General features: G+C 46.0%; 10 protein-coding genes. 3 read left to right on the plus strand and 7 right to left on the minus strand.

The annotated features are described in order from the left end of the window. Positions 1 to 487: 487 nt before the first annotated feature. The 6 genes from fre to trxA form a co-directional block, all read right to left on the minus strand. Complete coding sequence (gene fre, locus L3V37_RS23110; RefSeq protein ID WP_005382872.1) at positions 488 to 1,201, minus strand: NAD(P)H-flavin reductase; 714 nt, start codon at positions 1,199 to 1,201, stop codon at positions 488 to 490. A gap of 14 nt (positions 1,202 to 1,215) precedes the next feature. Next, positions 1,216 to 1,485, minus strand: coding sequence for a 2Fe-2S iron-sulfur cluster-binding protein (locus L3V37_RS23115; RefSeq protein ID WP_009696789.1), 270 nt, complete (start codon positions 1,483 to 1,485; stop codon positions 1,216 to 1,218). Continuing rightward, complete coding sequence (gene ubiD / locus L3V37_RS23120) at positions 1,482 to 3,335, minus strand: 4-hydroxy-3-polyprenylbenzoate decarboxylase (RefSeq protein WP_237307218.1); 1,854 nt, start codon at positions 3,333 to 3,335, stop codon at positions 1,482 to 1,484. Before ubiD ends, L3V37_RS23115 begins: the two co-directional genes overlap by 4 nt. Before the next feature lie 91 nt (positions 3,336 to 3,426). Beyond that, positions 3,427 to 4,419 carry a hypothetical protein gene (locus L3V37_RS23125; protein ID WP_237307220.1) on the minus strand — a complete coding sequence of 331 codons (993 nt, stop codon included), beginning with the start codon at positions 4,417 to 4,419 and terminating at the stop codon, positions 3,427 to 3,429. 106 nt (positions 4,420 to 4,525) lie between these two features. Continuing rightward, positions 4,526 to 5,785 carry a transcription termination factor Rho gene (gene rho / locus L3V37_RS23130; protein WP_005378757.1) on the minus strand — a complete coding sequence of 420 codons (1,260 nt, stop codon included), beginning with the start codon at positions 5,783 to 5,785 and terminating at the stop codon, positions 4,526 to 4,528. 196 nt (positions 5,786 to 5,981) lie between these two features. Then, positions 5,982 to 6,308, minus strand: coding sequence for a thioredoxin TrxA (gene trxA, locus L3V37_RS23135; protein ID WP_004745500.1), 327 nt, complete (start codon positions 6,306 to 6,308; stop codon positions 5,982 to 5,984). A gap of 111 nt (positions 6,309 to 6,419) precedes the next feature. On the opposite strand from trxA, the gene rhlB reads away from it, so the two are divergent. From rhlB to L3V37_RS23150, 3 genes are all read left to right on the plus strand, one after another. Further along, on the plus strand, positions 6,420 to 7,739 hold the full coding sequence (gene rhlB, locus L3V37_RS23140; RefSeq protein ID WP_005378764.1) for an ATP-dependent RNA helicase RhlB: 1,320 nt from the start codon (positions 6,420 to 6,422) through the stop codon (positions 7,737 to 7,739). A gap of 19 nt (positions 7,740 to 7,758) precedes the next feature. Continuing rightward, on the plus strand, positions 7,759 to 9,252 hold the full coding sequence (gene gppA, locus L3V37_RS23145) for a guanosine-5'-triphosphate,3'-diphosphate diphosphatase (protein WP_053306516.1): 1,494 nt from the start codon (positions 7,759 to 7,761) through the stop codon (positions 9,250 to 9,252). Between the two features lie 172 nt (positions 9,253 to 9,424). Further along, on the plus strand, positions 9,425 to 11,068 hold the full coding sequence (locus tag L3V37_RS23150; RefSeq protein ID WP_237307222.1) for a sugar nucleotide-binding protein: 1,644 nt from the start codon (positions 9,425 to 9,427) through the stop codon (positions 11,066 to 11,068). 221 nt (positions 11,069 to 11,289) lie between these two features. Here L3V37_RS23150 and L3V37_RS23155 read toward each other — a convergent pair whose 3' ends face one another. Next, positions 11,290 to 11,964: a 7-cyano-7-deazaguanine/7-aminomethyl-7-deazaguanine transporter gene (locus L3V37_RS23155; RefSeq protein ID WP_005378770.1), complete on the minus strand. Its 675-nt coding sequence runs from the start codon at positions 11,962 to 11,964 to the stop codon at positions 11,290 to 11,292. Positions 11,965 to 12,317: the final 353 nt, after the last annotated feature.

Genomic DNA, 12,317 nt, shown 5'->3' on the forward strand with positions numbered 1-12,317 from the left:
AGATTTTGTTCGGCTCAATGAATACTGAACATTCCTTTCGCTAATAAATAGCAGAAGTAATGTTTGAATTGACTGTGCTGAATCTTTCGATTCAATGGTCACTTCGTTTCATTGAAACCTAATTTGATACCGAGGTATCTAATTGGATTATCATCAACGAGTGCCCACACAGATTGATAGGTCTATATTGTTAAAGAGCTTGCTTTACGAGAAGTTTTTCTCTCAAAGCGGAGGTGCATTCTAGCGATTTAATTGACAGTGTCAAACACTTTTTCAATTTTATTTTTCGTAGAAGCTTTCACCTCTCCGACCCTGCTGAAGCCTTATCGCGTCTGCCGTGTCGGTGGATGCGCATTATAGGGAACTCAGATCCGTTCGCAACCCTTTTTTGAAAAAAAATGGAAAAAAATGACTGTTCGATGACTATTTCATCAAAAAAGCAAAAAAGAGGGTAAAAAACCCTCTTTTTCTGCCTTAAAAGCCGTATTTAAATGAATGCGTACGCGTCTGCGAACATACGTTCGCTCTTCGCTTTCTTGTTCTGAGTGAACTGTTCACGTGCTGCGCCAGCCATTTCAAAACGACCTGCAATATAGATATCGTAGTTTTCTAAGCTTTCGAAATCTTCAGCTACAGCTTGTAGCACGTTACCAACTTTACCTTGCCAGTCTGCAGGAGCTTCTTCTACTACTGGCACAAAGTGAACATTGGCAAACTTGTCGGCAATCTCGACCAGTTCGTCTTTAGCATAAAGCTGGCAGTTATCGCGCGCCCCCCAATATAAATAGATAGGATTGGTTTTATTCTGCGCTACGCAGTGATCCAGAATCGAGCGAACGTAACTGAAGCCTGTACCACCAGCAATTAATAATAATGGGCGTTCGCTTTCTTCTTGAACCCAAGCATCGCCATGTGGCGCATCAATTTCAATCTGACCATCAGTTTCAAGCGCCGCTTGCATTGCTTCGACAACTTCTTGTGCATAAGCGTTGTGTTCCGCCGCACCGATGTGCAGTTCAAGTTCACCTTCATGACGACAAGGGCTGCTTGCGATAGAGAAAGGACGTTTGTCTTTTTCACCCATCACCACCATTAGGTACTGACCCGCTTTAAAAGGCACTGGTGATTCTGGATGAAGAAGGATTTGGTAAGTATTACAAGCTAACGGCTGAATAGACTTTACTTTACATTGGATGGTCATGGTGTTCCTCTCGCTTACTCGTCAAAAGTAAGCACTAAATTACTTTCTGTATAGGCTTGGCAAGGGAATATCCAGCCTTGCTGTTGCTCTTTTTCGGTTAGCATCGGTTCGAGGTGATAGCTCACCTCGCCCGTTAGCTTTTTACACATGCACATGGCGCAAGCGCCAACTTGGCAACGGTGCGGGAAGCGAATATTGTTGTTGAGCGCAGCTTCCAACACCGTCTCCCCTTCTTTTACTTGGAACGTAACGTCCATTGGTAGAAGGTGGACTTGATGACTCATAGAATACCTAACTGGTCCCAAATCTCATCGACTTTAGCCACAAGTTTAGGATCTTTTTTGATAGGCGTACCCCACTCGCGCGTGACTTCAGATTCGAACTTGTTGGTCGCATCCAGTCCTAATTTGGATGAACTCTCAGTCTTACCAAGCACTTGAATCGTGTCTCTATCTGGATCCATTCGAGTTGTCACCGCCCAAATGATGTCATTCCAATCTCGTGCATTAACGTCATCGTCGCACAAAATGATGAATTTGTTATCCGTGTACTGAGCAAAGAAGCCCCATAGATGTTCCATCAATTCTTGGGATTGACCAGCTTGGTCTTTCTTCATAGTCACGACAGCAAATTGGTTGTTTGCTGTAACTGGAAGATAGACGTCAACAATCTCAGGGCGTTGCTGTTTCAACTCATTTAGTTCTGCTTCGATAATCGCTTTGCTGTCTCGCTCAGTGACCTCGGTTCGCGTCGCCAGCTCGGCATCCCATTTAATGGTCGCATCCAAGCCCATTTTGGAGCCAAGCCCAACCACTGGTGAAGCAAAGTCGAGCGAGTCGATTGGCGTGTTATCTATCATCAAGGTATCACGTACAGGATCCATATGCTCTGACATGGCTTTCACGACATCATTCCAATCTCGTGCGTTTACCGATTCATCGCACACAATAACAAACTTGGTATACATGAATTGACGTAAGAAAGACCACACGCCCATCATTACGCGCTTGGCATGTCCTGGGTACTGCTTCTTCATGGTGACGACGGCCATTCGGTACGAACAACCTTCTGGCGGAAGATAGAAGTCTTCAATCTCTGGGAATTGCTTTTGCAGAATAGGCACAAACACTTCGTTTAATGCCACACCCAATACAGCTGGTTCATCTGGCGGACGACCTGTGTAGGTGCTGTGATAAATAGGGTCTTTACGCATAGTAATGTGCGTAATAGTAAATACGTGGTGCTTTTCTTTTTCGTTATAGTAGCCAGTGTGGTCACCGTAAGGACCCTCATCAGCAAACTCGTTCGGGTCGATATAACCTTCCATCACAATTTCCGCGCTCGCTGGCACTTCCAAATCGTTGCTGACTGACTTCACGACTTCCGTTTTGCTTCCACGTAGCAAACCTGCAAATGCGTATTCCGATAGCGTATCTGGCACTGGTGTTACTGCACCAAGAATGGTTGCTGGGTCTGCACCAAACGCGACCGAAACTGGGAAAGGTTTACCTGGGTTGGTTTCCATCCAATCGCGCAGATCAAGCGCACCACCACGATGGGCTAACCAACGCATGATGATTTTGTTCTTGGCAATTTTCTGCTGACGGTAAATGCCTAGGTTCTGACGTTTCTTATTTGGACCTTTGGTTACGGTTAAGCCCCAAGTAAGCAGCGGCGCTACATCTTCTGCCCAGCAGCTCATTACCGGAATTTTATCCAAGTCGACTTCATCACCTTGCCAAACAATGTCTTGGCATGGTGCTTTACGTAAACGCTTAGCCGGCATGTTCAATACTTGTTTGAACACAGGCAGTTTTTCTAAAGCGTCTTTGAAGCCTTTTGGTGGCTCAGGTTCTTTTAAATAAGCCAGCAGCTTACCGACTTCTCTTAATTCTTTAACATCTTCACGTCCCATACCGATTGCGACACGCTCTGGTGTACCAAACAGGTTAGTCAAAACAGGTACGTCGTAGCCGATTGGGTTCTCAAACAACAGCGCAGGTCCACCAGCACGCAAGGTGCGGTCGCTGATTTCTGTCATTTCATAAGCGGGATCGACAGGGTGAGTGATGCGTTTAAGTCGACCTTTCTGTTCTAGGTGGTCGATAAATTCGCGTAAATCCTTAAAACTCATAGGCCTTCATGCTGGCTGATTAAACTGTCCGCAGTATAACAAATAGGAGGACGCTAAGATCCTCCTATTTTGTGTGGGTATGTGAGCCAGATTACTTTAATACTTGTTCAATCTGCCGAGTCTTTATCTGATGGTTCGAAGATACTAACTCTTCCAACCAGGTTTGATGCCCTTGTTGAGCAAGCTCTCGGGCAACCATGGTTGCTTCTTCTGATAACGCCATTTTTCTAACTAGAAACTGCTTTACTTGCGGAGATAGAGGGTTAGATTTTGTAAGTAGACTAATAGCTTCTGGCTTGAGTGATGGGTTAACTGTGGCATTCATCAATTGCTGAATGGAAAAAACGTCTCCAACCGCAGCTAAACGCTCAAGTTCGGACTGGCTGTTGTAATCAGCTTTCATCCGCCAGAGTAAGTTGTACACTTCCTCATCCTGACTAACTTGTGCCAACCTGACTATCACGGCCGTCGATGGTAACCAACTGGTCACATTTGCTTTGGTTAACTGGGCCGTTAATGCAGCAAGCGCATTGGGTGATAAGCTGTCTAACTCTCGAATCAAAAGCGCTTCACGCGCTTGAGCTTGTTGAGATGGCCCTGTAAGCCATTGCTTTAAGTTAAGCTCTCTTCGTTCAGCTTGTAAGACAAAGTCCAAGGTACTTTGGTCTTGTTTCCAACGCTTAATCAAGCGACTCGCAATAACGGGAAAGTTAAAAGCGGGTACACTAAATTCATACCCATCACCTCGCTCTAACACTTGATAAGTCGGGGTCATACGGATCTGGGACTCAACAAACAGAGCCATGCGAGGCGTGAGAATCACATCTTGCTTTTCAAGCTTTTCCAACAATTGAAAGCGCACCACCTCTTGTTGAGGCAAAGCAAGTCGATCAAGGGCAAATTTAAGCAAGTCGACTTCATCTCTGACAGCGTAATCAAGCAGTTCAGAGACTTTAGTCTGTATTTGAGTATCCTGAAGCCACTGCTCTACTACAGACTCATGCATTTCCTTGGCAGATAATGTCGCAGGTAGAGTGATAAGTGACAAGCTCAGGAGTAATGACGACAACATTCCTTGTTGCATGTTAACCTCCCGATAACATTTCCTTCATTCTGATACTTCTATCGGGAGAAAGCAATAAAAAAGCCACCGATATACGGTGGCTTTTCGCAGAATGACTTATCTGAGACTATTGACGACGCATCGCATCGAAGAACTCATCGTTGGTCTTCGTCATCGCTAGCTTATCGATTAGGAATTCCATTGCGTCGATTTCGCCCATTGGGTGAACGATCTTACGCAGAATCCACATCTTCTGTAGTTCGTCAGTCTTCGTCAGTAGCTCTTCACGACGTGTACCTGAGCGGTTGAAGTCAATCGCAGGGAATACACGCTTCTCAGCAATCTTACGGTTCAAGTGCAGTTCCATGTTACCTGTACCCTTGAACTCTTCGTAGATAACTTCATCCATTTTAGAACCAGTATCTACTAGTGCCGTTGCGATGATAGTTAGGCTACCGCCTTCTTCTACGTTACGTGCAGCACCGAAGAAACGCTTAGGACGATGTAATGCGTTTGCATCCACACCACCTGTTAGTACTTTACCTGATGAAGGCACTACGGTGTTGTAAGCACGAGCTAGGCGAGTGATAGAGTCAAGCAAGATAACCACGTCTTTCTTATGTTCAACAAGACGTTTTGCTTTCTCGATCACCATTTCCGCTACTTGTACGTGACGAGATGCTGGCTCATCGAAAGTCGACGCAACCACTTCGCCTTTAACTAGTCGTTGCATCTCAGTTACTTCTTCTGGACGTTCGTCGATAAGAAGAACCATCAACTCACACTCTGGGTGGTTGTACGCGATGCTTTGCGCGATGTTTTGCAGAAGCATTGTTTTACCCGCTTTAGGCGGAGCAACAATCAGACCACGTTGACCTTTACCGATTGGCGATGCCAAGTCTAAAACACGTGCTGTAATGTCTTCTGTTGAACCGTTACCACGCTCCATAACCATGCGCTCATTCGCATGTAGAGGGGTAAGGTTTTCAAATAGGATCTTGTTACGGGCGTTGTCTGGTTTATCGTCGTTAACGGTATTGACTTTTAGAAGGGCAAAGTAACGTTCACCGTCTTTTGGTGGACGAATTTTACCAGCGATAGAGTCACCAGTACGTAGGTTAAAGCGACGAATCTGACTTGGTGATACGTAGATATCGTCCGGACCCGCAAGGTATGAACTATCTGCACTGCGTAGGAAACCAAAGCCGTCTTGCAGAATTTCCAGAACCCCATCGCCAAAGATGTCTTCGCCGCCTTTCGCGTGCGCTTTTAAAATCGCGAAGATGATGTCTTGTTTTCTTAAGCGAGCTAGGTTCTCTAATCCTAAGCTTTCGCCCAGTTTTACAAGGTCAGACACAGGTCTGTTCTTCAGTTCGGTAAGGTTCATGGTGGTGGATTCTTGTTTAGTCAAAATAAGATCTGTTTTCTAGTTAAGATGGATTTGGTCTCAGGATCGACCAAGAAGAGAAATTTGTTCAATTAACGCGCGATAAGTTAGCACTAATTAGTATTCTAGTCCAGAGTTAGAAAAACAAAACCGTGCATTGTAACTTTGCACGGTTTTATCTGTAATCACTTGGTGATTATAAGTTTGCGTCTAGGAACTCTTTTAGTTGAGTTTTAGACAGAGCACCTACTTTCGTTGCCGCTACGTTACCATCTTTAAATAGTAATAGCGTTGGAATGCCGCGAATACCAAACTTAGGTGGTGTACCTGCGTTATGGTCGATGTTTAGTTTACCGATAGTGAGTTTGCCTTCGTACTCGTCTGCGATTTCGTCCAAAATAGGAGCGATCATTTTACAAGGACCACACCATTCTGCCCAAAAATCCACTAGAACCGGGCCTGCAGCGTTGATTACATCGTTTTCAAAACCGTCATCAGTTAGCTGCAAAATCTTATCACTCATCTTCCACTCCAATGTGTTTTTCGAAACTGGTTGGATGATAACCAGTAATTAGATGCCCTATTGGAATGTATTTACTTTCGTATTGCAAGCTTTAGCTGATATTCTATAGCCATGAAAAAGACGCATATCACAGAGCAAAAGTTCGCCGATTTGGGCTTAAAGCCCCAAGTTATTGAAGGATTGGACAAAAAAGGGTTCGAATTTTGTACCCCTATCCAAGCCTTGGCGTTGCCGGTCCTGCTCACCGGCCAAGACATCGCAGGCCAGGCCCAAACGGGTACTGGTAAAACGCTCGCGTTTCTTACTGCTACGTTCAACCACCTTCTGACGACTCCGGAACATGAAGGTCGTAAGCCTACACAGCCACGCGCAATTATTATGGCGCCTACACGTGAGCTCGCTATTCAGATTTACAATGATGCAGAATCATTAACTGAAAGCACAGGTCTAAAAACCGCTCTAGCTTACGGTGGTGAAAGCTACGACAAGCAACTTGCGAAACTGCAAGACGGCGTAGATATTCTGATCGGAACAACAGGCCGTATCATCGATTTCTACAAACAGCGCGTATTTAACCTCAACAACATTCAAGCTGTTGTTCTGGACGAAGCCGACCGCATGTTCGATCTTGGCTTTATTAAAGACATTCGCTTCTTGTTCCGTCGTATGCCAGAACCAAAAGAGCGTTTGAACATGCTGTTCTCAGCTACGCTCTCTTACCGCGTTCAAGAACTGGCATTCGAACACATGAATACTCCTGAGCATGTCGTTGTCGAACCAGAACAAAAAACTGGCCACCGTATCCAGGAAGAGCTTTTCTATCCTTCGAATGAAGACAAAATGGCGCTGCTTCAAACACTAATTGAAGAAGAGTGGCCAGATCGCGCTATCATTTTTGCCAATACCAAGCATAAGTGTGAATCGGTTTGGGGTCATTTGGCTGCCGATGGACATCGTGTAGGCCTTCTTACTGGCGATGTACCGCAGAAGAAGCGTGAGAAGATTCTTGAGCAATTCACCAAAGGTGATGTCGACATCTTAGTTGCAACTGACGTTGCAGCGCGTGGTCTGCATATTCCTCAGGTAACGCACGTTTTCAACTACGACCTTCCTGACGACTGTGAAGATTATGTTCACCGTATTGGCCGTACTGGTCGCGCTGGTGCGAGCGGTCATTCGATCAGTTTTGCTTGTGAAGAGTACGCGGTTAACCTACCAGCAATCGAAGAATACATTGAGCACACAATCCCAGTTTCAGAGTACGATTCGTCGGCACTGATTCAAGATCTACCGGCTCCGATTCGTATGCGTGCACCACGCAACCAACAGCGCCGCACGAATACTGGCGGTACCCGTTCTGGTTCTGGTAACCGTAAGCCGCAGGGACGTCGTCCACGCCAACCGCGTCAATCGGCACCAAAACAATCGTAATAGGAAACTGAGTTCGTTTATGAGTCAAGCAGGATCATCACCGCTATATGCCGCCATCGACCTCGGGTCGAACAGTTTTCACATGCTCGTTGTGCGTCACATCGATGGCAGCGTTCAAACAATGGCTAAAATTAAGCGCAAAGTTCGTCTAGCAGCGGGCTTAGATGAACATAATTCTCTTAGTATGGAAGCTATGCAGCGAGGATGGGACTGCTTAAGTCTATTTGCGGAACGCTTGCAGGACATTCCTAAACAAAACATTCGCATCGTCGGTACTGCAACATTACGTACCGCGACCAATGTAGATGTGTTTTTAGAAAAGGCTAACCAAATTCTAGGCCAGCCTATAGAAGTGATTACTGGTGAAGAAGAAGCTGCCACTATCTATAAAGGTGTCGCTCACACCTCTGGCGGTAGTGGTCGTCGCCTTGTAGTCGATATCGGTGGAGCAAGTACCGAACTGATTATCGGTGAAGGTTTCGAAGCCAAAGCACTGACCAGCTTAAAAATGGGCTGCGTGACTTGGCTTGAAAACTTCTTTAAAGATCGCCAATTGAATGCTCGTAACTTTGACGCGGCAATTGAAGGAGCGAAACAGACCATCCAGCCGATTTTAGAACGTTATACAGAAATTGGTTGGGATGTGTGCGTTGGTGCATCAGGCACTGTTCAGGCATTGCAAGAGATAATGCTGGCGCAAGGCATGGACGAAGTAATCACTCACTCCAAACTCAAGCGTCTACAGAAGCAAGCCATGTTGGCCGACCATTTAGAAGAGCTCGATATTGAAGGCTTAACACTTGAGCGCGCATTAGTGTTCCCTAGTGGCCTCTCTATTTTGATTGCCGTTTTTGAATTGCTTGAAATCGATGCTATGACACTGGCTGGCGGCGCACTACGCGAAGGCTTAGTGTATGAGATGGTTGAAGAGCTTCGTCAAGAAGACATTCGTGCCCGCACTATCGCTAGCGTACAAAATCGTTATCAGCTCGATCACCAATACGGTGAACAAGTCGCTAGTCTGGCACACACGCTTTTACAGCAAGCTGGGGGCGATGAGTGGATTACAGAGCCTCAGGGCAAGATATTACTCGAGACCGCCGCAAAACTGCATGAAATTGGCTTAACTATCGATTTCAAAAAAGGCGGAGAGCATAGTGCTTACTTGCTGCAGAATTTGGATCTGCCTGGTTACACGCGCGCGCAGAAGTTCTTTATTGGTGAAGTGGCTCGTCGCTATCGCGAACAACTCACTTCTTTACCTGAGCAGCATGCATTATCAGGCTCAAGTGCCAAACGAGTATTGAGACTATTGCGTCTTGCGGTTCTGCTCAGCCATCGTCGCAATCCTGATCTAGAGCCAAATGTGACTCTAACGGTTGAAGGCGACAATCTAACGTTACACATTGATGCGCAATGGCTAGAGAAAAACCCACTGACTGCGGCTGAGTTGGAAATTGAATCCAACCGTCAGACAGACATCGGCTGGCCATTAAATATCGTAGCAAAATAAGCGAATATCACTGCCTTACAATACTAAAGCCCAGGCGTTCGCTTGGGCTTTTTTGCTTCTACTTCCCCTACAAAACGTGCTGCCCAGCAAAAATCTCAGCTTCTCCGCTCTACATCGAAAAACAGCCATGCTTTATTGATAAACACAATTTAGCCAACCAAGATGCACCATCATGAAAACCGTTTTAATGACTGGCTTAACTGGCACCCTCGCCCCAAAAGTCGCTCATCAGTTTCACCTACGCGGCTGGAACATATTGGAATGGAATCACCATCAAATCCCGCCAGATGATCCAGAGCAAAGTGAGCAATTTTGGCAGCAACACCCCATTGATGCGGCGTGCCATATGGCGATGGGGAGTGAAGCGTGGGCAGCGTGGCTTGGTGAGCACTGCAAACAACGCAACATTCCTTACCTCTTTGTCAGCACAGCAATGGTATTTGATGCCACAAAAAACGGGCCTTATGGCATCTTTGAAGAAAGAAACACCCAAGATGATTACGGCAAATACAAAGTTCGTTGTGAAGATGCAATCTGGCAAGCAAATCCAGATGCGATGATTGCTCGAATCGGTTGGCAACTCCATCACCAAGCAGAAGGCAATAACATGTTGGCGCATCTCGATCGCCAATATGAAGAGAATGGCGTTATTACCGCTAGCACGGCTTGGTATCCGGCGACTTCTCATATGGACGATACTGCACTCGCCTTTTTGCAGCTTATTGAGCGGAACGAAGCCGGTTTATACCATCTTGAGAGCAACTTAAAGGATAAGTGGAACTTCTACGAACTCGTTTGTGCGCTCAAGCAGCATTACAACAAGCCATGGCAAGTACTGCCAAGCAACGACTATCACCATGACCAACGTCTAGCAGATGAACGAATCGCCTTGCCGCCATTGAGTGAACGTTTCAACAAGCCAGAGCAAATCCAGCAAGCCGGCATCATAGGAATCAACTGGGGACGCACGCACATTCCCCACTATCGAAACAATGGTGTATCGGTCACAACGTTATGCGCCAACCAAATAGAACCGCTTCAGCAAGCCTGCAGTGAAGAAGCAATCCCAAAGGCAGAAACGAACATCAGCGCACTCAAACAACTCGATGTCGTGACCATCGCGACACCTGCGCATACTCATGCAGAGATCATAAAGACGTTAGGTTCAACCAAGCTGATTTGTGAAAAGCCATTGGTGGGATTGAATTCCGACATCACTCACTGGCAGCAACCGAACTCCAACCTATTGGTTAATTACGCCTTTGCTCAGCTAGAGACCGCCAAGACGATAGAGAAATGGCTCACCTCGCAAACCCAACCTTGTGTGGTCAATCTAATCACCCAAGTTAACCTACCGGGCACCTTCACGCTCAAAGAGTGGTTTCTTGAAACGGCAAGTCACCCTATATCTTGGTTGCTGCACTGCTTCGGAGACTACTCTCAGTCAACACTGATTGAGGAAAACGGCCAACTGATCGTTGAGCTGCAATGTGGCGACCACCAGCTAATGTTTGTATTTGAATTAGCAGGTGAGCCGGGCATCGAGCACAATCTAACGATTCAATCCAACCAGACCTTAACCAGCAAAGGCTACTACCGTGTCGGCGAAAAATGGCGTTTCGAGCCCATTCTCGTTAATGGCAACGCGATAAATGATGGAGAGTACAGCGAATCTGATTGCTGGCAGGACGCCAATCAACGCAGTGTCGGTTTGATGCTGGCGATGTTCAATCAAAGCATCAGTTGGGAGAACGGCCTGCAACTTGGCGCCTTCGATGCGCAAAAAGCCATTTTGATTGAGAAGATGCTCCGTTAGCCATTTCACCAACTAGCTTCCTCTACGTTCCGTAACTTCGATAAAAAGGTCTCACTCGGGACTTTTTTATTGCTCATTTTTACCTTCGTACAGCTTAGGGAGCTTTTGGACACCCATGATCTAATTGCTCTCCACGCTGTACAAAACCCTCTAAATCCCAGTAAGCAGGTACAAAAAAGCCGCTTGATTTAAGCAAGCGGCTTTCGGGGTTCCCACTGATATTAAGACTGAACGCTTGTCGTCACCTTAAAGTCAGGGTTCACCGCAGTCAGCTTCTTAATTAGGTAATTCAGTAGTACGCCATACATAGGAACGAACAGACCAAGACTGATAATCAGTTTGAAGCCGTAATCCACCAGCGCGATTTCCGTCCAATGCTCCGCCATAAATGGATCTGGGCTTTGGTAGAACGCAATGGCGAAGAAAGCGATGGTATCAAGTGCATTACCGAAAAGCGTTGAACACGTTGGTGCCACCCACCATTGCTTCATTTGACGTAAGCGGTTGAACACGTGCACATCCATGATCTGACCAAGTAGGTACGCCATGAAACTAGCAATCGCGATACGAGCAACGAATAAGTTAAATTCCCCTAGGTGACCAAAACCTTGGAATTGACCTTCGAAGAACACCACCGATAAAAAGTAAGACACTGCCAACGCAGGCAACATCACTAAGAAGATGATCTTACGCGCCAACTGAGCACCGAAAATACGCACAGTTAAGTCAGTCGCTAAGAAGATAAATGGGAAAGTGAATGCACCCCAAGTGGTATGGAAACCGAAGATAGTAAACGGTAGCTGAACTAGATAATTGCTAGATGCAATAATGACTAGGTGGAATAGAACAAGATAGATAAGGGCGTTGCGCTGCTGCGCAGGGGTAAAGTTACTCATGCGATACCTTTTTAGTTTGGTTTGGGGGTGAGGGAACCCAAATCGAGTCACTGAATAAAGTGGCTCTTACCAACAATGTAAAATGAAAAATAAACTGGCTTGGCTCATTCCGAGCGAAGCGGTGGGCGATTATACATTAACCACTTTTCGCCGCAAGTCATCTGTCTTACGCAAACGTTTGAGCATAAAAAAGGGTGTTTCATGTGAAACACCCTTTCTAAAAAAACTGTTCCGTCCTAAATAAGGTTGACACTTTCCACACCCAAAATTGGAGAGTGTTATGAAATCAACAACTAAAAGAACTCAGCGCGATTACTCCCTCGCTTTTAAACTCACTGTAGTTGATGAGGTTG

The sequence above is a fragment of the Vibrio sp. D54 genome (genome assembly GCF_021728075.1).
GTDB lineage: Bacteria > Pseudomonadota > Gammaproteobacteria > Enterobacterales > Vibrionaceae > Vibrio > Vibrio alginolyticus.